The sequence below is a fragment of the Vibrio salinus genome, assembly GCF_021272385.1.
Classification (GTDB): Bacteria; Pseudomonadota; Gammaproteobacteria; order Enterobacterales; family Vibrionaceae; genus Vibrio; species Vibrio salinus.
Genome location: NZ_JAJSDZ010000009.1, coordinates 29687 through 49941, shown reverse-complemented (window position 1 = coordinate 49941; position 20255 = coordinate 29687). Strand labels below are relative to the sequence as shown.

At 45.2% G+C, this 20255-nt stretch carries 22 protein-coding genes; 7 read left to right on the top strand and 15 right to left on the bottom strand.

Annotated features, from left to right (window positions below; all coding sequences use genetic code 11):
* Positions 1–143: 143 nt before the first annotated feature.
* Together LRQ06_RS08240 and LRQ06_RS08235 are read right to left on the bottom strand one after the other, a co-directional pair.
* Entirely contained in the window at positions 144–581 is a 438-nt protein-coding gene (locus LRQ06_RS08240) for a DUF2753 family protein (RefSeq protein ID WP_232767116.1), read from the bottom strand.
* Positions 582–756: 175 nt separating this feature from the next.
* Positions 757–1698: a hypothetical protein gene (locus tag LRQ06_RS08235; RefSeq protein ID WP_232765892.1), complete on the bottom strand. Its 942-nt coding sequence runs from the start codon at positions 1696–1698 to the stop codon at positions 757–759.
* A 156-nt stretch (positions 1699–1854) separates the two neighbouring features.
* On the opposite strand from LRQ06_RS08235, the gene LRQ06_RS08230 reads away from it, so the two are divergent.
* The 3 genes from LRQ06_RS08230 to LRQ06_RS08220 all read left to right on the top strand — a co-directional run bounded on the left by LRQ06_RS08230 (position 1855) and on the right by LRQ06_RS08220 (position 5563).
* Positions 1855–2748, top strand: a complete 894-nt coding sequence (locus tag LRQ06_RS08230; protein WP_232765891.1) for a LysR substrate-binding domain-containing protein — start codon at positions 1855–1857, stop codon at positions 2746–2748.
* Positions 2739–3077, top strand: a complete 339-nt coding sequence (locus LRQ06_RS08225) for a hypothetical protein (RefSeq protein WP_232765890.1) — start codon at positions 2739–2741, stop codon at positions 3075–3077. The genes LRQ06_RS08230 and LRQ06_RS08225 overlap by 10 nt, the downstream gene beginning before the upstream one ends.
* A 173-nt stretch (positions 3078–3250) precedes the next feature.
* Positions 3251–5563: a Tex family protein gene (locus tag LRQ06_RS08220; RefSeq protein ID WP_232765889.1), complete on the top strand. Its 2313-nt coding sequence runs from the start codon at positions 3251–3253 to the stop codon at positions 5561–5563.
* A gap of 41 nt (positions 5564–5604) precedes the next feature.
* Here LRQ06_RS08220 and LRQ06_RS08215 read toward each other — a convergent pair whose 3' ends face one another.
* Positions 5605–6078 (bottom strand): ATP-dependent Lon protease, encoded by a 474-nt coding sequence (locus tag LRQ06_RS08215; RefSeq protein ID WP_232765888.1) that lies wholly within the window; start codon positions 6076–6078, stop codon positions 5605–5607.
* Positions 6079–6208: 130 nt separating this feature from the next.
* Positions 6209–6976 (bottom strand): pimeloyl-ACP methyl ester esterase BioH, encoded by a 768-nt coding sequence (gene bioH, locus LRQ06_RS08210; RefSeq protein WP_232765887.1) that lies wholly within the window; start codon positions 6974–6976, stop codon positions 6209–6211.
* A gap of 82 nt (positions 6977–7058) precedes the next feature.
* Between bioH and LRQ06_RS08205 the strand changes: the two genes are divergently transcribed.
* The 4 genes from LRQ06_RS08205 to cysQ all read left to right on the top strand — a co-directional run bounded on the left by LRQ06_RS08205 (position 7059) and on the right by cysQ (position 9995).
* The gene (locus tag LRQ06_RS08205; RefSeq protein ID WP_232765886.1) at positions 7059–7757 is read left to right on the top strand and encodes a ComF family protein; all 699 of its coding nucleotides are present in this window, start codon (positions 7059–7061) and stop codon (positions 7755–7757) included.
* Positions 7758–7778: 21 nt separating this feature from the next.
* Complete coding sequence (nfuA, locus tag LRQ06_RS08200; RefSeq protein ID WP_238483975.1) at positions 7779–8453, top strand: Fe-S biogenesis protein NfuA; 675 nt, start codon at positions 7779–7781, stop codon at positions 8451–8453.
* A gap of 144 nt (positions 8454–8597) precedes the next feature.
* Entirely contained in the window at positions 8598–9161 is a 564-nt protein-coding gene (gene nudE, locus LRQ06_RS08195; RefSeq protein WP_232765885.1) for an ADP compounds hydrolase NudE, read from the top strand.
* 12 nt (positions 9162–9173) lie between these two features.
* Positions 9174–9995 (top strand): 3'(2'),5'-bisphosphate nucleotidase CysQ, encoded by an 822-nt coding sequence (gene cysQ, locus LRQ06_RS08190; protein ID WP_232765884.1) that lies wholly within the window; start codon positions 9174–9176, stop codon positions 9993–9995.
* 16 nt (positions 9996–10011) lie between these two features.
* Here cysQ and LRQ06_RS08185 read toward each other — a convergent pair whose 3' ends face one another.
* The 11 genes from LRQ06_RS08185 to gspD are packed head-to-tail and all read right to left on the bottom strand — an operon-like array spanning position 10012 to position 20239.
* On the bottom strand, positions 10012–10785 hold the full coding sequence (locus LRQ06_RS08185; RefSeq protein WP_232765883.1) for a type II secretion system protein N: 774 nt from the start codon (positions 10783–10785) through the stop codon (positions 10012–10014).
* Positions 10782–11285, bottom strand: coding sequence for a type II secretion system protein M (locus LRQ06_RS08180; protein WP_232765882.1), 504 nt, complete (start codon positions 11283–11285; stop codon positions 10782–10784). Before LRQ06_RS08180 ends, LRQ06_RS08185 begins: the two co-directional genes overlap by 4 nt.
* 7 nt (positions 11286–11292) lie before the next feature.
* Complete coding sequence (gene gspL / locus LRQ06_RS08175; RefSeq protein WP_232765881.1) at positions 11293–12504, bottom strand: type II secretion system protein GspL; 1212 nt, start codon at positions 12502–12504, stop codon at positions 11293–11295.
* Positions 12473–13486: a type II secretion system minor pseudopilin GspK gene (gene gspK, locus LRQ06_RS08170; RefSeq protein WP_232765880.1), complete on the bottom strand. Its 1014-nt coding sequence runs from the start codon at positions 13484–13486 to the stop codon at positions 12473–12475. Before gspK ends, gspL begins: the two co-directional genes overlap by 32 nt.
* Positions 13479–14111: a type II secretion system minor pseudopilin GspJ gene (gene gspJ / locus LRQ06_RS08165; protein WP_232765879.1), complete on the bottom strand. Its 633-nt coding sequence runs from the start codon at positions 14109–14111 to the stop codon at positions 13479–13481. The genes gspK and gspJ overlap by 8 nt, the downstream gene beginning before the upstream one ends.
* Positions 14092–14442: a type II secretion system minor pseudopilin GspI gene (gene gspI, locus LRQ06_RS08160; RefSeq protein WP_232765878.1), complete on the bottom strand. Its 351-nt coding sequence runs from the start codon at positions 14440–14442 to the stop codon at positions 14092–14094. Before gspI ends, gspJ begins: the two co-directional genes overlap by 20 nt.
* Positions 14443–14447: 5 nt before the next feature.
* On the bottom strand, positions 14448–15023 hold the full coding sequence (locus LRQ06_RS08155) for a prepilin-type N-terminal cleavage/methylation domain-containing protein (RefSeq protein WP_232765877.1): 576 nt from the start codon (positions 15021–15023) through the stop codon (positions 14448–14450).
* A gap of 13 nt (positions 15024–15036) precedes the next feature.
* Positions 15037–15474: a type II secretion system major pseudopilin GspG gene (gene gspG / locus LRQ06_RS08150; protein WP_232765876.1), complete on the bottom strand. Its 438-nt coding sequence runs from the start codon at positions 15472–15474 to the stop codon at positions 15037–15039.
* A gap of 45 nt (positions 15475–15519) precedes the next feature.
* Entirely contained in the window at positions 15520–16746 is a 1227-nt protein-coding gene (gene gspF / locus LRQ06_RS08145) for a type II secretion system inner membrane protein GspF (RefSeq protein ID WP_232765875.1), read from the bottom strand.
* On the bottom strand, positions 16746–18203 hold the full coding sequence (gene gspE, locus LRQ06_RS08140; protein WP_232765874.1) for a type II secretion system ATPase GspE: 1458 nt from the start codon (positions 18201–18203) through the stop codon (positions 16746–16748). Before gspE ends, gspF begins: the two co-directional genes overlap by 1 nt.
* Complete coding sequence (gspD, locus tag LRQ06_RS08135; protein WP_232765873.1) at positions 18203–20239, bottom strand: type II secretion system secretin GspD; 2037 nt, start codon at positions 20237–20239, stop codon at positions 18203–18205. Before gspD ends, gspE begins: the two co-directional genes overlap by 1 nt.
* Between the last annotated feature and the right edge of the window lie 16 nt (positions 20240–20255).

The following is a 20255-nucleotide window of genomic DNA, read 5'->3' as shown; positions in this document are numbered from 1 at the left end:
GTAGCACAAAAAATACGGGCTCAGATCAATAAATGTTGTGATAAAATTCAAATAATTAAGAATATAATTTGCATATGCATTTAAAATATGAATTAACCAGGAAACGGTTATTTTCGCAGCACAGCGCCGGGCCAATGAGTAGGTTAGTTCAGCTTAAACCGGGCGATCATATTACATTGGTAAGCAGATTCGATGTTTTGCACCAGATTTGCGATGTCAGGATTCGGGTGATTCTTCATATGTTCAATTAACGCTTTTTTACAGCACCCCAAAGATTCAATAAACAATTCACACTGATCATTACCACATTGTGGTGTCAACATGAGCACTTTTTCGGAAGCCAGTTGCAGGTATTTAAGCTCATAATCTTTATCACCCAAATCGCGCCAGAGTGCCGCCAGATTATGGCAGGAATAAATCGATATCATGAGGCGATCATCCAGAGCGATCGTATCCGTCGAGAGTAGTTCATCGCTGATGGTTAATGCTTTCTGATAATGTAAAACACCGGTTTCATAGTCTTTGGCTTGTAATGCGTTAGCCGCAATCAGGGTGTGCTTTTCCCATTGACTGATACTCATCATGACACTCCTCAATTTAGAAGATTGTTATAATAAATGATAATTATTATCATGTAAATAATCGGATAAATTTTCACTTCTCTATGCATAATGTGATTCGCTGTATATTAGAAATGGCGAATGTATCGCCATTTCTGAATCAATATTATCCAAAGATCATCGGAGAAAAAGGGCATTAGCGAGTTGAAATATATCCCCGGTATTGAGTCAGGTGATCGGACTCTGGTCTGTCGAGCAAAAACTCCCCAACAAAATCTTTATAAGGTTCCATATATGGGAATTGCCCATATTCTGCCCATGATGGCTTGTTAATTTTACCCTTCACTTCAGATATTGCTTTTTCCCACTTCTTACTGTTATCAAACCAGATTTCCGCAACTCGCTGGAAAGGGCTGGTTCTCGGAGTGTTCAAAACTCTGCTGGAAATAATTCGGTTTACTTCGGGTAGTTTAGCGAATTCTTTAGCAAAAGAATTTTTAAACCATTTATCGCCCTCTTCCTGACTGACTCCCTTTGGATATTTGAACGCAATCACCCAACGATAATTAGGCCCATCTTCGATCGTGCGCTTACTGCCTTTAATGTCGTCTTCCCAAAAAACGGGAAGGAAAACAAATACAGTAGGATGGTAACCATCTTTACTCCCGACCCATTTACTTGGCCGTAATTCTCCATCGGTCGGTTGACAGGTGATTTTTAAATACTCTTTAGAATAAACTTCACTAAACGCCAGACCATTGGGTGTAGCTGAGTGACTGGTATTAAACGGATTAAGTAGCCAGTAGTGCTCAGTCATAATCCAGTTATAAGTACCAAAATTCTTAGCGTTCCTAGGAAGAGGAAGGGCTCGGTAAGTCGCATACTTAGTCACATAAGGCATAAACTGAGAAATACTGTCCGGCACATGATACTTATACAACCAGCGATAAGCTGCCGGTAAGTCACTGTCGTCTCTGACAGAAACCATGATCATACTGCGCATTGGGGTAACTTGTGGGATACTCTGTTGTTGACCATCCGTTTGGTGCACTTTAACCGTTTGCTCACTTGCCCAACCGGTCGAACTGCATACGATAGACAAAATCAAAGCAGACAAACCTATTCTTAAATTAATCATATCCATGTCTCTTTGCGTTATTAATACAAAAACGAGTATATATTGGTCAAATTAATAAAAGAAATATATTAAATATATGTCTATAATATAATTATATTATTAAAAAGAATTACAGATTATCCGATATCCTGAATTCCCAATAAGGCCTATTTAAATATGGATATTAAACAACTACGATACTTTGTTTGCGTTGCAGAAGAACTACATTTTGGAAAGGCCGCCGAAAGGTTACACATAGCACAACCGGCTTTAAGCATACAAATAAAGAACATGGAGAATCGCTTAGGTGGTAAGCTATTTATAAGAAATAAGCGAAACGTGATTCTGACTGATGCCGGCAAATGTATTTTAGCCGAATCACGAAATCTGATTAATAATATGGACGCACTTGTCCACTATTCAGAGAAGCTTTTCAGGGGGCTGGCCGGACACATTAACATTTCATATTCAGGGCTTGCTGCCTATACCGGCGTGATGGGGAAGATTATTGGTCATTTCAGAGAACAATATCCAGAAGTCACTATCGGTTTAGAAGAACATGATCCTTACGAGCAACTACAAGGATTAACAAGTCAAAAAACACATATCGCATTTATGACGACAATGGGGAAAAAAATTCCCAACGATTTTTCATCAATATTTCTCACATCTTCACCGTTAACATTACTTTTTCCACAAAACCATCCCTTGTTAAATGAAAAAAAATTGAACTACAAAGACTTACAACAAGAGTCTTTCGTCATTTATGCTTCACAACAAGATCATCATGCAACGGCAGTCATTGAAGAAGTATGCGGTTTTCAACCAGCGATTTCTCACAGAACGTCAACTGCTCTTCTTGTACCGTCACTTGTTAGTGCAGGTCTCGGTATTGCGGTTATACCGGAAGCTTTTGAAAATATAGCAAGAGATGCAGGTACGGTCACCAGACCATTACTCGATTCGAAAGAAATGGATATCAGTCTTATTTATCCAAATAGTCTTCAGTCAGAAGTTGTAAGTCGGTTTATAAATGTGGTCAATAATAGTATTGAGACCAAATGTTTTTAATTCTATCGGTGTTTTTACTCATCGTTGGTTCTTATTTTGCTTATAACCGACATAAAATTTCAGAACGAGAAGCACATTTAGCGATCATTTTATGTGGGCTCTATATCATTACTTTCCTATTCATTCCTCCTTTCTCAGAAGGAATCAGTACTTCAGTATATTTAGGAAGGGGATATGGTATTTTCCCAATACTTCCCCTCATTTTGATTTTATTTCCAGAATTCAATTCAGGATTAAATGAGAACATAAACCAAATATTAGGTTGGCTAGGATTTATTGTTCTTGCTTCAGTTATTCTTTTCTTCAAATATTTTATTTGGAGACCATAGCAACCTACACCACATAATCTTCACCAATTTATCCGGTTCCTGACAATTAACAGCGCGATTTCTTTTACGTTTCTCCTCTCCGACTGGAAAATGAGCGCAAACGCCCCCATATTATCCTCATTTAGCGCATTATCTGCGATAACGATCTATCAGAACATAAAGAGAAGAACCGGATGAGCCAAGCTATCTGTAAAATCATAGCGTCAGAACTGAATGTACGCCCGGAACAAGTCAATGCGGCGGTAACGCTGATTGATGACGGGAATACCGTCCCTTTTATCGCCCGGTACCGGAAAGAAGTCACCGGCGGATTAGATGATACCCAGCTGCGAACCTTAGACAGCCGTTTATCTTACCTACGTGAGCTTGGGGAACGCCGTAAAACCATTCTGAAATCCATTGAAGAACAAGGCAAATTAACCCCTGAACTGCAAAAAGAGATTGAACAGGCCGACAGTAAAACACTGCTGGAAGATTTATATCTGCCATACAAACCTAAACGCCGGACAAAAGGTCAGATAGCCATTGAAGCAGGCTTGGAACCGTTAGCAGACTCGTTATGGAAAAACCCGGCTCAAAATCCTGAGACTGCGGCTCAGGAATACCTGAATACAGAGAATGGCATCAATGAGGTCAAAGATGCACTGGACGGTGCCCGGGCTATTTTAATGGAGCGAATGGCAGAAGATGCCCACCTACTGGACAAAGTCCGTCAGTACTTAAACCGCAATGCATTATTAGTTTCTAAGGTATTAACCGGTAAAGAGCAGCAAGGTGAGAAATTTAAAGATTATTTCGATCATCAGGAAAGAATCAGTACCGTACCGTCACACCGGGCATTGGCCATGTTACGGGGCCGCAACGAAGGTATTTTATCCCTAACGTTAAACGCCGATCCGGATCAGGAAGAAGGCAGCCGTGCAGAATCATATTGTGAAACCCTGATTAGCGAACACTACGGCATTCACCTAAGCGATGCTCCGGCGGATAAATGGCGTAAGCAGGTCATTAACTGGGCCTGGCGGATTAAAGTTTCAATGCACATGGAAACCGAGCTGATGGGGGCCATGAAAGAGCGTGCTGAAATCGAAGCCATTGACGTTTTCGCAACGAACCTGAAAGATTTGCTGATGGCAGCACCCGCCGGCCCCCGTGCAACTCTTGGACTGGATCCGGGTCTACGTACCGGATGTAAAGTCGCGGTTGTAGATGCCACTGGTAAAGTTCTCGATACCTGTGCCATTTACCCTCACCCGCCACAGAAGCAGTATGAGCAAGCCATTCAGGTTATCGGTGCATTAGTCAAAAAACATAACGTCGACCTGATCGCGATCGGTAATGGTACTGCTTCACGTGAAACCGATGCTTTCGCCGCTGATTTGATTAAACGTGGTAGCCTGAAAGTACAGAAAATTGTCGTCAGCGAGGCCGGGGCTTCGGTTTATTCGGCCTCAGAACTGGCTGCAAAAGAATTCCCGGATATGGATGTCTCCCTGCGTGGCGCGGTTTCCATTGCCCGCCGTCTTCAGGACCCGCTTGCCGAGCTGGTGAAAATTGACCCGCAATCCATTGGGGTAGGTCAATATCAGCACGATGTCAGCCAGAGCCTGCTGGCAAAACGCCTCGATGCCATTGTTGAAGACTGCGTGAACGCGGTGGGGGTCGATGTGAATACCGCCTCGTCGGCGCTTCTTACCCGGGTCGCCGGTTTATCGACCACACTGGCTCAGAATATTGTGGCGTTCCGTGATGAGCATGGCCGCTTTGACAGCCGGACCACATTGAAAAAAGTTCCCCGCTTAGGGCCAAAAGCTTATGAGCAATGTGCTGGATTCTTACGGATCATGAATGGTAAAAATCCGCTTGATTCGTCCGCCGTTCACCCGGAAGCTTATCCGGTGGTCAAAAAAATTGCAGACCAGAACAAAAAAAATATCGGCGCTCTGATTGGAGACTCTGAGTTCCTGCGCAAACTGAATGCCGTTGATTACACTGACGATAGCTTTGGGATCCCGACAGTTACCGATATCATCCGGGAACTCGATAAACCGGGACGGGATCCGCGCCCGGAATTCAAAACGGCAACATTCGCTGAAGGCATCACTGAAATGTCCGATCTTGAACCGGGAATGGTGCTGGAAGGCGTGGTTTCCAACGTGGCGAATTTCGGCGCCTTTGTCGATATTGGGGTTCATCAGGACGGACTGGTTCATATTTCTGCTCTGACCGATCGCTTTGTTTCAGATCCGCGCGAAGTCGTCAAAGCCGGTGATGTCGTTAAAGTAAAAGTCATGGAAGTGGATGTGCAACGTAAGCGGATTGCCTTGTCAATGCGCCTGACGGACGAACCGGGACAGGATAATCGCAATAGCCGGGGAAACGCACCGCGAAAAACCAAGACACCACGTTCATCAGGAAAAAATGAATCGCAGAACAGTGCGATGGGCGGTGCCTTTGCGGCCGCCTTCGCCAAAGCGAAAAAGTAAAAAATACCCACTTGAAAACAAGTGGGTATCCAAACGTACTTCTACAGTACTGCTATTACTTCCGATGGTGTGTTTGGCGCAATCGCATGACCATAGTGATATTTTATTATGGTCCGCCGTCTGGCCATCGCACCTTCGGTTATCGCTTCATCAATAATGTGTTTAGGTAACCGAAACCGAATTGCATACCCTTTTCCCTGATCCTTGCTGTAAGTAGCTAAAGCTAATAATTTAAAAAGGCGTTCAAGCTCGCTTTCCGGTTCCTTCTGTTCCGTCGAAACATCGACTTCCGTTCCGTCATCAATGTCATATTCAGGATGGTCAGAGGGATCCCAGGCTGCCTGTTTACGTCTCTTCTCGTCGGCTTTGACCTTTTTTTCAGCACTGGTTTTGGATAAGTGAACGGTTGGCGTAACAGGCTCGCGAATTTTATTCTCCCTCGCGGTCTGCTCCGTAGGCACATTCACCGATGGGGCGATCAGTGGCACACTGACATTATTTGGTGACACAATCATAGCCGATCCTCCTCAGCATCGCCCGACTCACTCATTCTTTTTCTGAATACCAGTGAGTTAGACATAATATCGACCCATCCGTTTAAAAATTTAGCACTTATTGATTGATATTTACACAAATCTGACTTAACTACTTCCCGATAAACGACGTCAACTCTTGCACAAACGCTTCAGGCTCAGTAATAAACGGGGCATGAGAAGACTGAGAAAAGATGACGCTTTCTGTCTGAGGCCAACATTTATCTAATGTTTTCGCAACCTTAACCGGAACCAGTCCATCCAGTCTGCCATACATCCTCAGCATCGGTACCGTTAACGTGGTCATCTCTTCTCTCAAATCAACGTTCTCCAGCATCGCCAGTCCGGCCAGTAAAGCGTCCGGATTTGGTTGAGGCCGGGATAATACTGTCTTTTTCAACAGTTTTACATCCTGCCTTGCCGTCGGACTTCCCATTGCCTGAAGTGCCATAAACCGCTCAATCGTCAGTTGAAAGTTATCGACTAACTGAGTGGTAAAGTCCGCCAGAACCTGAGGCTGAATACCCCGCCATGGTGAGCTGGCAGCAAATTTCGGCGAACTGGCAACCGTCACCAGTTTACTGACATAACCGGGAAAGCGAAGCGCAACCAGAGATGCCACCAGCCCCCCCAGAGACCAGCCCAGCCAGACCGCCTTTTCCGGAGCCTGAAGAAGCAACCGGTCGACAATATCATCAAGCGATAATGCAGGAGAGTCAGCACTGAACCCATACCCCGGCAAGTCAACAATGTGAACACGATACCGCGCCTTCAAAGCATCCAGAGTATTAGCCCATACGGCCCCATTCATGCCCCAGCCATGCAAAAAAACGATATCATCGCCTTCTCCTTCGACCTGCCAATAAATTTTCTCTCCCATCTCGCAGACTCTCCTACTTCTTACCAACTTTACGTGGGCTGTCATCGTCTAAAATGAATAAAATTGTACAACTTGAGGTGCCATGTTAGCGCAACGATGGAAAAAAACCATTTCACAAACCGTCAATCGTATCTGTCCCTTATGCCACCTTCCACTTGATTCGGATGACAGATACTGGTGTTCTTACTGTCTGAACTGGTTTCGTCCGGTGTCCCGCTGTCTGCGCTGCGGATTGCCAATGAGCAGAGAAACCCGGCTATGCGGCCAGTGCCTGATTTCACCTCCGCCATGGCACCACCTGACCTGCCTCGGAGATTATGCTTTTCCGCTCAGTCATTACATCCATCAGATTAAGCATAAACGACAATTTGATATCATAGAACCGCTTGCCAGATTACTCAGTGAACGCATCAAACCGGAGAGCAGGCCGGAATGCCTGACTTACGTACCTTTGCACTGGCGCCGCTTTTTGGTCCGGGGATTCAATCAGAGTGAAAGACTGGCCTTTTACCTGGCAAAATACCACCACCTTCCCCTTCGTTCCTGTTTCAAAAAACACCGTTATACAAGACCTCAACAACAGCTTAACCGAATACAGAGGCTCACTAATCTCAACCAGACTTTTTCTCTGTCGACCCGACCAGACATAAAACACATCGCTATCGTCGATGATGTTGTCACCACAGGTGCGACTTTGTCAGTATTATGCGAAAAATTGCTTGAATTAGGTGTCGAAACCATTGATATTTATTGTATATGCCGAACTCCTGAACCCGATTAAATCTCATATCTCGTTTATGATATGAATAAAGGTTTGGCTCAGCGCCGTTACAGGAGTAGAATATTCACAATATCCTACAGATTTACTCAGGTATTCATCGTGTCAAATACTACAAATACTATTACCATCACAGAAACTGCCCAAGAGCATTTCGCCAAGCTTCTGGCTCAGCAGCCGGAAGGAACCAACATTCGTGTATTCGTTGTCAATCCAGGTACACCTAATGCTGAATGTGGTGTGTCGTACTGTCCTCAGGAAGCGGTGGAAGCCACAGATACCGAGCTCAAGTTCAGTCAGTTCTCTGCCTTTATCGATCAGGTCAGTGTTCCTTTCCTTGAAGACGCAGAAATTGATTTTGTTACCGATAAAATGGGCTCCCAGTTAACACTGAAAGCACCAAACGCAAAAATGCGTAAACTGGCTGACGATGCTCCATTGATTGATCGTCTTGAACACGCCATTCAGACTCAAATCAATCCACAATTAGCCGGACACGGCGGCCACATTAATTTGGTCGAACTGACTGATGACGGCATTGCTGTCATTCAGTTTGGTGGCGGCTGTAATGGCTGTTCCATGGTTGACGTTACACTAAAAGACGGTATCGAAAAAGAACTGCTTAACCAGTTTTCCGGCGAGCTGACCGCCGTGCAGGATGTCACTGAACATGCCCGCGGTGATCATTCATACTACTAACGGTCAATACCGGAAACCGATAAGCTGATGTACAACATCAGCTTTTTTTTCGTTTATACTTTGATAAGCGCATGGATTGTTATTTTAAACTTATCAAAATTCTCATATAGTTAGAATTCGTGTGCAAATAAGGAGGTGAAGTGTATGCCAGGCAAAGCACGTCCGGAGATTTTATCGGTTGAGACTCAGGCAAAATCCCGCTTATTTACGATAGAGTCGTTGGATCTTCGCTTTTCAAACGGAGAAGAACGCACTTACGAACGGATGAAACCCGTAAACCGCCATGCCGTGATGGTGGTCCCGATAACCGAAAACGGCGACATTCTGCTGATCAGAGAATACGCAGCCGGAACCGAAAACTATGAATTAGGCTTTCCTAAAGGTCTGATTGATCCCGGCGAATCCGCCGAACAGGCAGCGGTCAGAGAATTAAAAGAAGAAATCGGTTTTGGTGCTAATAAACTCACCTATCTGAAAGAACTGCTTGTCGCACCTTCCTATTTTTCCAGTCGTATGACCTTATTTATCGCTCAGGATTTGTATCCGGAGCGTTTAGAGGGTGACGAACCGGAACCATTGGAGGTCATTCGCTGGCCACTTTCTCAGGCCGAAGAGTTACTGTCACATCTGGACTTCAGCGAAGCCCGTAGTATTGCAGCACTGATGCTGACATTGCGTTCATTACAACAAAGTAACGGTATAGCCTAAGGGGATCACATCATGGGGGCCGATTGTTCCGGTTTAATACCTGACGTAATTAAAATCGCCAGATCCGCAGGACAGATTATTCTGGACTACTATCAGAGCAAGTCTTACGACGAATACACCAAAAAAGACGAAACACCCGTTACCTCTGCCGACTTAGCGGCACATAAATTCATTACTGAGCAACTTAAAGCTCTGACACCCGATATCCCGGTGCTATCAGAAGAAGCCGCAGACATCAGTCTGAAAACCCGTTCCGAATGGTCAAAATACTGGCTGGTTGATCCACTGGATGGAACGCAGGAATTTATTGCCCGAAGTGGTGACTTTGCCACGGTCATCGCGTTAATTGATAATCATCATCCGGTCATGGGCGTTGTTTATGGTCCGGTTTCCGGTGTGACCTATTATGCCTATCAGGGAAAAGGAGCCTGGAAAATTCCTGACATGTCGGAAAGTGTCCGGATTTCTACCCATCATCATGAGACGCAAAATCAGTCCATCTCGATTGCCATCAGTCGCCGGCAAAATATCAACCGCATTACCAACCGGCTCAGCACAGCCTGGAACTATGATCTGGTTCCTCTCGGTTCAGCGGCATTAAAAGCTTGTCTGGTCGCCGAGGGCGCCGTTGATTGTTACCTGCGCCTCGGACCAACCGGTGAATGGGACACAGCAGCCACACAATGCATTGTTGAAGAAGCCGGGGGAACAATTATGAGCACTATGTTGGATCCGCTGTCATATAACCGAAGGGAAACCCTGGAAAATCCGAACTTTATTGTGGTCGGTGATCCTGATCTTCCCTGGAACAACATTCTGGAGAAGAAGAACTAAAAGTCAGGGGGATAAATTACCAAAGTCCCTGATATCGTATCTGATAACCTTGACCACTGTCGGCTTCAGGAAGACGCGTCAGTTGGTCAAGCAGTACAGGAGGAACACCTTCCAGTGGCGTGACTGAGCCGGACAATTCTAACCGCCTGGCCATCAAAAAGCGTCCCTGTAACCGGCTCTGAAGCATGTCTGATTTCTGATTGATTTGCGCCGAAATATTCCCGTTCTTACAAGTTAATGTGCTTTGAGTTAATCCAAGATCAATGGACTGAGAAAACACATCCAGCCCGGCATGATTCCATTGAACACTTCCTTGTCCGGCGTCACACCGGAGTCCGTTAAGCACCACATTCTTCAGATGAACCACTCCTGTCCCCTTAGCAGAAAAGGAAACCGGAGAGGGAATCAATGGCACCAGACTCTCAACCGGAAAATGTACGGTTAATGCCGGAATCTGAATATCTGAACGGGAAACCACGACCTGCCCTCTGCCGGATAACTGCATCTGGCTGTGTTGCCCGAACCGGAAGGTTACTTTCACTTTTCCGGTCAACAGGCTTGTCCAGTGAATACGCCACACTACGCTGCCCAAATCCACCCGCTTTGTTTGACTTTGCCACTCAACGTCCATGGCCTTACCATGCCAAACCGAACCACTAACACCGGAAATATGAAGGGTATCCGGTAATGTACTTTTAAAATAAAACAGAGCCTGAGCCGGGGTATGAACCAACACACTGACCACGAAAAGACACAGCAGACTAACAGCAAACAACAGGCGTTTTTTCACTGCATGCTCCCGAGACTCATCTGCAACCGTTTAATTTCTATCAGGCCCGGCTGCTTCGCTTTCTCGACATCTAAAGCTTCAACACGAATACCATACTGACGCTGAAGGTAATCAATAAATTTTAAAAAGCGATTAAACGAAGCTGGCTCAAACCACACCTGATAACTGTTTTCTCTGGGCTGAATCCGGATAAGTGTCAGTCCGTATTGTTTGGATGACGTCGTGATAACCTGGTTAAATGGCATATCCTTCGTTGCTGACTGGCCGGAAGTCTGACGTAATGAAATAATCTGATTGGCATGATTTTTCACCCACGACAGCAACTTCTGCTCAGAAACCAGACGCGAACGAGCCTCTTCCGCCCCTTGATAAATTGGCCGCCAGATCCCTGCGTAAGCAAAAAAAACGATAACAATCACCGCCATGACAACCATGAGTTTTTGCTCACGTGTCGACAGAGCAAACCACCAGTTCTTTATTCGGGGAAATACCTGCTTCATTTTCAACCTATTTCTCAGTCAGAATATACGAACCATAAACCTGGTCGTTCGATTTATTCAACGGTCCCTGCTGAACGTTAAATACATTTCCCAGAGCGATCCGGGTTTCTTCAAATGCATTGAAATCATTGCCTTTAAAATCCACTTTAACCTCTGAGCGGGAAGCATCGTAACTGAAACTCTGAAGTTCAATGTTACTTTTCTGCTTCAGTGCCTGAGCAATGCCTTCAAAAATACTCAGAACCGTTTTCCCCTGAGAACCGCCGGAAAGAGACGCCAGTTCATTGTTAAATTGTCGTTTCAGATAGCTGGTTGTCGGAATTTTTTTCCTGCCGGGAAAAACCACCCGGAATATCCGTTCACTTTCCTGATGCAAGGCTGTTGTCTGATGACGGATTTGCACTGTTTCATAACTGACTTTCACGCCCCAGAGAATGACCAGGCCCAATAATGAATAAGCACATTTTTTCCAGATATTCCAATAAATCGCGCCGGATGAACGTGGCTTGAATTCACCGGTAAGAAGTGAAAGACGGCAGGATAACGTACCGGCTGACAATAACTTAAATATGTCATCATGCTGAACATGAATCCCTGGATGATCACTGATCATCTTATCCGGTTGGCTATGAACCATAATGTCACTGCCGTTCTCTTCTTCCTCTTCGGATTCAGAGTCCTGAGGCAGATAATGAGATAACCAGTTTTCAGGTACGGTGATCCCAGCCCATTCCCCCTTTCGTATCAGCCATTCGTTATCCAGTTTCAGCCAGTGTTGTCTGCCATCATAGGGTAACGCCAACACTTCCGGAATCACATTCGCCAATTTGATCCCCAACGTTTGAAAATGCAGGATCAGCTCAGAAAACCAGTCCTTTGCCATTACCGCCGTATACACGCTCGCTCCCTGCTTAAATAGCTGAGAAAAGTGCAAATCTTCCACTTCATCTGCCAGACGGTCTTCAAGCAAATAAGGCAGTGCTTTATCCAGATGCCGAAGCCTGGCGGTCGGCAATTCCAGTTCCAGCAGATTCACATCAGCGCCAGACAGCAAAAGATATACTTTTCTGTCTTCAGATAATTCGACAAGAAAATCCGAAGCTTCATAAATATCAACATACCCTTTATCGAGTACTTTTTGCTCAGCGTCAGACCAAATCCACCAGGCGGTATTCACATTCTGCTGATTACTGATTCGGATGATCAAACATTCGTTCATCAACCCCTCCCAACCGACGTCTCACCACTTGGACGTTTTTTTTGTTTCCACTGTATATCAAGCTACGAACCCTCATCCGGGACTGATTCACTTCTACCTCAGCATCTAATTCAAAAAAGGCACTGTCTACACTCAAATAGCCTCGGGCGTTTGATAACACTGTCGAGTTTATTCCGGCAATACCATTGGCAGCAACAAAACTTTCTACGCTGTTCCAACCATTATGAGGGCGCTCCTGAATCACGCTCTTTGCCACACTTTCACTTAAATAAGGATAAAACAATGCCGATAACAACGGCCACTGTTCCAAAGAAAGGGTGTTGACATTAAGTCTCCAGTCCTGAGTCGGTAATGCACAGACCAGATTCATCAACGAATTCATGCTTTTTCCCTGAACATCCTGAACGGCACGAATTTCACTGGCATCCGCCAATAAACCATTTGGTGCCACATAAGAAGGCGACATACTCTCATAATAGCGATCTTCAACACCATAGTTTGAATTCACCACGAAATTATTATCCACATATTCCCAGACCGACTCAGCCGCTACCTCAGACTGATAAGAATCCACTTTTGTAGATTCAATCAAATGCTGCAACACCTGAACAAGAAAAGGCTCTGCCGAAGAGCCGGCTGTCGCATCCACACTATTCAGTGCATTCAGATTAAAACAGGCCTGCTTATCGCTGATTTCTCCGGTAATTATTCCCCCTTCTACCGGATACTGCCTTTTCCCGATAGCCCAGGGCTGCCCCATATTAACCGTATCATCGTCTTTTATACTTTCTTCTATCGCCGCCTTTGCTAACGATTCTGCACTCAGAGCATACCAGAAGGCCTGTTGATAACCGATCTGATGCGTAGCTCGCTTAAACTGTGCAAACAGGCGGCCTGACATCGTCGCAGCCAGAGAAACCATCAATGCCAGAATGAGCATGACAATGATTAAAGCAACACCTTGTTGTTTTCTTCTAATCATTGCTATTCTCACTTTTTGGATAACCGGCAACCAGATAAGTCCGCTCAATTTTTCCGTAATCATCCAGCATTAACCGAACCGAAAGCGCTGCAGGCAGCACGTCTTCTTTGTCCCAGTGATTCAGCCATTTCCCATCATAATAAAACCGGACATCAAAGGCAGAGACGCCATCCAGTACCGTTGTGACATTTCCGGTATCACCTACCACCGTGTCCGGATAGCGCCACCAGAGCCTCTCCAGTTTCCCGGCATTCAGACGGTAACCCACTTTAATCACCTCACCACGGGGGAACTGCCACTGATGATTCCCCCATCCCAGACGGGTAAACAACAGTGACTTACCCTGTTTTCCTAATAATCCATCTTCCCAGAATAATTTCTGATCACTGGATTCTGCCCCATTAGTTCTGAACTTCCGGTCTGCAATCTGGCGAAAATCACTGTCCAGAACGATAATGGCTTTTTGTAATGTATTAATCTGCTGGCTTTTCTTCTCAGAAACATCGTTACTAATCTGAACCTGATACAGAATTTGATATGCCAGCAGACTTAACATGGCCAGAATGGCCACTGCCACCAACATTTCAATAAGGGTAAACCCCTGGTTACGACGATTTAGGGACATAGCTTCTCACCGTAACAATGGATGAACTTTTTTTCTGTGCAGAAACAGACACCTCAAACGCCTGCAATACTTCATTTTCTGTCGGCACCACTGTCACCTTCCAGTACCAGGTCTGATTTGCCATTTCAGACGTTCCTGAGTGGGTCGACAAATTTTTAGGATTCAACATCAATAAAGCGACCTGATTATCTGCCACCAGTGACGCAAACATTTTTTCTTCCAGATAAGATTCCGTATCCAGATTCTGGTTAACTGCACGAATGACACTCAGTGAAGCCGTCGCAAAAATAGCCAGTGCAACCAGCACTTCCAGCAAGGTCATACCTTTCATCCGGTTCACCGAACACCTCCCAGAATTAACTGCCCATCATTGGCCACTGAAATATTGGCAATCACCGTTTCAGACATCTTAAACGTCAATTCAAACGCTGATATCATGCCATTGGGATAAATCACTATCTGGGGATTTTCGGTTTTCTTTTCATCATCATCCGATGAAAGAAATTCTTTTTCATTTTCTGCTTCCGGGTCATACAGTCTTTCTTTATTCAGCCATACGCTACCGCCCGGCCTGAAAATGACAGACACACTATCAGACAATGAAAGTTCAGAATTCATCATAGACTCGGGAACAGAACGCCACTTTCCTCTTTCGTAGATAAGAAACTGAATCTGATGCCGGACATCACTGAGCAATACCCCATAGGTTCGCCCACTAAGCATCGCATCTTCCTGAAGCAACTGAACCCTTTGATAAAAGGTCTGAGCATCTTCATTTCCAGGCCGCCCCCCCCCAGATGGCAGAGACGAAATAACCGCGATACTAACCAGAGACAAAACAACCAGAACCAGAAGAATTTCCAACAGCGTAAATCCTTCCTGATTCCGGTTTTGTCTAAAATGGTAATTCACTCAGTTTTCCAGTTTATTCGAAATCAAGAATATTCCAGTTACCGATATCGGCGTTTGCATCTTCACCACCTTCCTGTCCGTCAGCTCCATAGGTGAAGATATCCAGAGTACCGTGGTCACCCGGATTAAGATACAGATAAGGGTTATGCCATGGGTCATCCGGTAAACGTTTAATATAACCGCCTTTGCGGTAATTTTTCGGCGTTGGGTTAGATGGTTTTTTTACTAATGCTTCCAATCCCTGATCCGTCGTTGGATAGACACTGTTATCCAGTTTATACATATCCAGTGCATTTTCTAACGCGACAATATCCGCGATGGCTTTTTTCTGATCGGCCTTCTCTTTACTTCCCATCAGGTTTGGTACCACAACGCTGGCTAATAGCCCAATGATGACAATAACCACCATCAGCTCAAGAAGCGTAAAACCTGTCTGACGTTTTTTATTCATAATTCATATCAACCTATATTTGTTTTTCTCCGGGGCTAATGTCCCCTAGCGAGTCATTAAATTATTCATTTCCAAAATCGGCATCAATGTGGCCAAAACGATAAATAAGACAAATCCGGCCATCACCGCAATCAGTATCGGAGTAAATAGCCCAAGGGCGATATTTACGGTCGACTCAAACTGATTATCCTGATTATCAGCAGCACTAATCAGCATTTTTTCCAGCTCACCACTTTGTTCCCCACTGGCAATCATATGCAGCATCATCGGAGGGAAAAGACTCGTTGTTTGCAGCGAATGCCGTAAACTTGCTCCTTCCCGAACTCTTTCTGTCGCCTCAGACACTTTCTTTTTCATATACAAATTGGTGACGACATCACCCGCCACATTCATTGCATCCAGAATCGGAATATTACTGGAGGCACAAATAGCCAGTGTACGGGCAAATCTGGCCGTATTCAGCCCTCTGACGACCTTCCCCAACAGAGGAAAAGTCAGGATACGCTTATCCCACGCAAACCGGTAAGACTCCTGAGATAGTAACCACTTACTTCCACTCCAAGACCCTATTATCAATAATAAAATCAGCCACCACCAATGCTGAGCAAAATCACTCATACCAATTAAAACCTGAGTGGATGTTGGCAATTGCTGTCCGGTCTGCACAAACTGGCTGACAATTTTAGGCACCACGGCGGTCAGAAGAATACCGATGATCACCACAGAGAAGACGACCAACACCACCGGATACAGCAACGCCTGAAACACCTTACTGCGCATTTTCTGACGATGCTCGGTATAATTTGCCAGCCTGTCTAAGATCAGATCCAGATGTCCTGACTTTTCACCGGCAGCAACCATAGCACGGTATAACTGATCAAAAACGGAAGGGAACCCGGCCAACCCTTCCGCCAGAGCATAACCTTCATTCACTTTTGCACGGATACTGGTCACTACCGAACGAACCTTTTGTTTTTCCGCCTGTTCTGAGATGGCCTGAAGACAAGACTCAAGAGGCATTCCCGATTTGAGTAATGTTGAAAGCTGCCGGGTAAACAAGGCAATTTCATGAACATTCATCCGGCCACCAGTCCGGCTCTGAGAAGAATGTGAATCTTTTAATGTGCTGTTCTGCTCACTGGCTTCAACTGAGACCGGAATTAGTCCCTGCTCTTTCAGCGACTGACGGACCAGACGGGCACTGTCTCCCTCTATCACACCCTTCCGGGTTTTTCCTTTGTGATCCAGAGCCTGATAATGAAATGCTGCCATTATGAATCCTCGGTTACCCGCATGATTTCTTCAATGGTCGTAATACCTGACTTCACTTTTTCCAATCCGTCATAGCGAATACTCGGTGTCTTCTGTCTCACGTAAGATTCAATATCCTGCTCGGCGGCATTGTTATGAATCAGTGACTGAACCTTATCATCAACGATCAGGAGTTCGTGGATCCCTGTACGACCTTTGTACCCTTTAAAATTACACTGCTCACAACCTTTTGGTGCGTACAACGTTAATAATTCATTCGCAGGCAGATTAAAATACGCTTTTTGCGTCTCACTGGCTAAATACGCTTCCCGGCAATGTGGGCATAAGGTTCTGACCAGTCTCTGTGCAAGCACACCAACAAGCGATGAAGAAATAAGGAACGATTCAATACCCATATCCTTCAAACGGGTCACCGCCCCAATTGCAGTATTAGTATGTAACGTTGACATCACCAAATGCCCCGTCAGAGATGCCTGTACAGCGATTTGGGCAGTTTCAAGGTCGCGGATTTCACCGACCATCACCACATCTGGATCCTGACGCAGAATAGCACGCAGCCCCCGGGCAAATGTCATGTCAACTTTCGGATTGACCTGTGTCTGCCCGATACCATCAATGTCAAATTCAATCGGATCTTCAACCGTAAGAATATTTTTCTCATTACAGTCCAGTTCCTGAAGACCGGCGTATAACGTTGTAGATTTCCCGGAACCGGTTGGCCCGGTAACAAGCAAAATACCGTGAGGCCGCTGTATCAAAGTCCGGAAAGTATCGTAATTAGCATCTGTCATGCCAAGACTATGTAAATCAAGGCGAATAGCGTTCTTATCCAGAATACGTAATACCACTCGTTCCCCATGGGACGACGGCATCGTGGATACCCGGACATCCACGGCCCGGCCACCAATACGAAGTGAAATACGGCCATCCTGAGGTACTCGTTTTTCAGCGATATCAAGACGAGCCATCACTTTCACCCGGGAAACCAGCAACGGAGCCAGCTTCCGGTTCGGCGTCAGTACATCCCGTAAAACCCCGTCGACACGGAAACGAATTGATAATGAAGATTCGAACGTCTCAATATGGATATCCGATGCACCTTCTTTAATAGCCTCACTTAACATGGCATTAATCAGTTTAATGATAGGCGCATCATCATCAGAATCGAGTAAGTCCTGATTTTTCGGCAGCTCTTCAGCCAGAGAAAAGAAATCATCATCAGAACTGATGTGTTCCATGATCTGCCGGGCTTCCGATGCGTCTTTCTGATAAACGTCCGTCAGTACCGCTTCAAAATCACTTTCACTGAGACTCGATAAATTAAAGGAAACCTTCAGAAAACGACGAACCTCTCCAAGCGCCTCCAGATTCAGAGGCTCAACATAGAAAAGTGTATCCGGCTCGGTATATACCACCTGATACCGGCTTGCAAAGCTATACGGCAAACGATTCATCATCACTCCTGATCCAGTCCCATCTGATCAATAAATGCCTGAATCTCCGGAGGATGCTGAAGTTCCTTACCAAATTTAGGCAGAACAGGCGGTTTTTTACCGTTCATCAGTTTCAGATCATCCTGTGCCTTGTAGAGTTGCTCTGCACGTAAATAGTTATATTTTCGTTGAGTCACCCCATCGGCAGTCATGCCATCACGAATAATGGTCGGCTTAATAAACACCATCAGGTTTTTCTTCTCAACTTTGGTGCTGGTTGAACGGAACAGGTACCCCAACAGAGGGATATCGCCCAATAATGGGACTTTTGATTCACTTTCCTGTGTCCGTTCATCGATCAGTCCGCCAAGAACCAACATTTGACCATCCTGGACCATTACCGTGGTATTTAACTGCCGTTTACCAAAACGCACATCCACCGCACCGTCCGCAGCCAGTACATTTGACACTTCCTGTTCAATTTTTAACTGAACTGAGTCCCCCTCATTGATTTGAGGAACTACTTTCAGCTTAATACCGACCTCTTTCCGGTCAACCGTCTGGAATGGATTGCTGTTATTAGAACTTGAAGTTGACCCGGTTAATACCGGTACTTCTTCACCAACAATAAATGAAGCTTCTCCGTTATCCATGACGGTAATACTTGGAGAAGAAAGAATGTTAGAGTTGGAATCCGTAGAAACCGCATTGATTAATGCCGTCCAGTCTCCCATCATGATACTGACTGCCGCGCCTTCAACACCACTTAATGCACTGGCAAGGCTGGAATAATCACCTGAGTTCGTCGTAGTGTAAGAATGCCGGGTACCGCTGCTGTCATAGTAGTATTCGGTTGCAGTCTGATCCTTCGCCTCTTCCAGCCCGACCATCACATCACCGATAGAACTTCCCGTATTACCGTATTGGATAACCGATCCGCTTTCGATGGATCCCCACTGGACACCCAGATTAATTCCGTCACCTTCGTTCATTTCAACAATCAGGGCTTCAATTAACACCTGAGCCCGACGGATATCTAGCTGAGAAATCACATTTAACATGGCTTTCATAATGTCATGCGGTGCTGTCAGGATCAGAGAATTCGTTTCTTCGTGAGCAGCAATCATCACATCATCGGCGGACGCCCCGCTGTTTTTTTTCTCAGCCCCTTTATTCTTACTTTGGGACTGCATGTTCTCAGAGACGCCTTTCAGCACATCCACCAGGTTTTTCGCTTTAGCGTACTTCAGGTAAACAACCCGGGTATTCCCTTGCGTTGCCATCTCTACATCAAGCTGATTGATCAGTTTCTTTATTCGGGCGCGGATCTTCGGCTCCCCGGAGATCAAAACTGAATTAGTCCTTTCGTCTGCGACCAGTTTAGGCTGCAACATTTCCGGCGTATCTTTACCATCGGCTTTATTTAAAGCCGTTACAATACGCACAATCTCCGAAGAAGAGGCATTCTTTAATGCCACAACATCAATGTCTTTATCACCAACCTGATCCACCCTGTGGATGATTTCTGCCAGACGGTCAACAACGGCAGAGGTACCGGTAAGCAAAATAATATTCGCCGGAGCGTAATGAACAACATTGCCTGAACCGGCATTATTCACCAGTTGTCTCAGCAATGGGGATAATTCTTTTACTGATACGTTATGAACAGAAACCACCCGGGTAATAACACTGTCAGCGTAAGTTTTCTCGCCATCCCCCATCACTGGAATTGCCGACATTTTGGCATCTTTGGATTTAACGACTTTCAGAACGCCATCATCCATTTTGATAACGGAAAAACCATACACTTCCAGGACATTCAAAAAGAAGCTGTAATATTGTTTTTCATTAAGCGCATCGTAACTCCTGACATCGATTTTCCCTCTGACAGAAGGATCAACAATAATGGTTTTATGTAAGTTACGACCGACAATATTGATGAATTCCTGAATATCGGTGCCTTTAAAACTCACGTTATATTCATTCGCTAAAACCAGCGGAGAAAAAACAAGACTTCCCGCTAATAACCATATACTTTTACATTGCAGCCAATGCTTCACGTCTTAAACTCCTAAC

Bases quoted from the DNA above. Each gene is read 5' to 3' on its own strand.
- LRQ06_RS08240 (WP_232767116.1), bottom strand. From the start codon at position 581: ATGAGTATCAGTCAATGGGAAAAGCACACCCTGATTGCGGCTAACGCA.
- LRQ06_RS08235 (WP_232765892.1), bottom strand. From the start codon at position 1,698: ATGATTAATTTAAGAATAGGTTTGTCTGCTTTGATTTTGTCTATCGTA.
- LRQ06_RS08230 (WP_232765891.1), top strand. From the start codon at position 1,855: ATGGATATTAAACAACTACGATACTTTGTTTGCGTTGCAGAAGAACTA.
- LRQ06_RS08225 (WP_232765890.1), top strand. From the start codon at position 2,739: ATGTTTTTAATTCTATCGGTGTTTTTACTCATCGTTGGTTCTTATTTT.
- LRQ06_RS08220 (WP_232765889.1), top strand. From the start codon at position 3,251: ATGAGCCAAGCTATCTGTAAAATCATAGCGTCAGAACTGAATGTACGC.
- LRQ06_RS08215 (WP_232765888.1), bottom strand. From the start codon at position 6,078: ATGATTGTGTCACCAAATAATGTCAGTGTGCCACTGATCGCCCCATCG.
- bioH (WP_232765887.1), bottom strand. From the start codon at position 6,976: ATGGGAGAGAAAATTTATTGGCAGGTCGAAGGAGAAGGCGATGATATC.
- LRQ06_RS08205 (WP_232765886.1), top strand. From the start codon at position 7,059: ATGTTAGCGCAACGATGGAAAAAAACCATTTCACAAACCGTCAATCGT.
- nfuA (WP_238483975.1), top strand. From the start codon at position 7,779: ATGAATAAAGGTTTGGCTCAGCGCCGTTACAGGAGTAGAATATTCACA.
- nudE (WP_232765885.1), top strand. From the start codon at position 8,598: ATGCCAGGCAAAGCACGTCCGGAGATTTTATCGGTTGAGACTCAGGCA.
- cysQ (WP_232765884.1), top strand. From the start codon at position 9,174: ATGGGGGCCGATTGTTCCGGTTTAATACCTGACGTAATTAAAATCGCC.
- LRQ06_RS08180 (WP_232765882.1), bottom strand. From the start codon at position 11,285: ATGAAGCAGGTATTTCCCCGAATAAAGAACTGGTGGTTTGCTCTGTCG.
- gspL (WP_232765881.1), bottom strand. From the start codon at position 12,504: ATGAACGAATGTTTGATCATCCGAATCAGTAATCAGCAGAATGTGAAT.
- gspK (WP_232765880.1), bottom strand. From the start codon at position 13,486: ATGATTAGAAGAAAACAACAAGGTGTTGCTTTAATCATTGTCATGCTC.
- gspJ (WP_232765879.1), bottom strand. From the start codon at position 14,111: ATGTCCCTAAATCGTCGTAACCAGGGGTTTACCCTTATTGAAATGTTG.
- gspI (WP_232765878.1), bottom strand. From the start codon at position 14,442: ATGAAAGGTATGACCTTGCTGGAAGTGCTGGTTGCACTGGCTATTTTT.
- gspG (WP_232765876.1), bottom strand. From the start codon at position 15,474: ATGAATAAAAAACGTCAGACAGGTTTTACGCTTCTTGAGCTGATGGTG.
- gspF (WP_232765875.1), bottom strand. From the start codon at position 16,746: ATGGCAGCATTTCATTATCAGGCTCTGGATCACAAAGGAAAAACCCGG.
- gspE (WP_232765874.1), bottom strand. From the start codon at position 18,203: ATGATGAATCGTTTGCCGTATAGCTTTGCAAGCCGGTATCAGGTGGTA.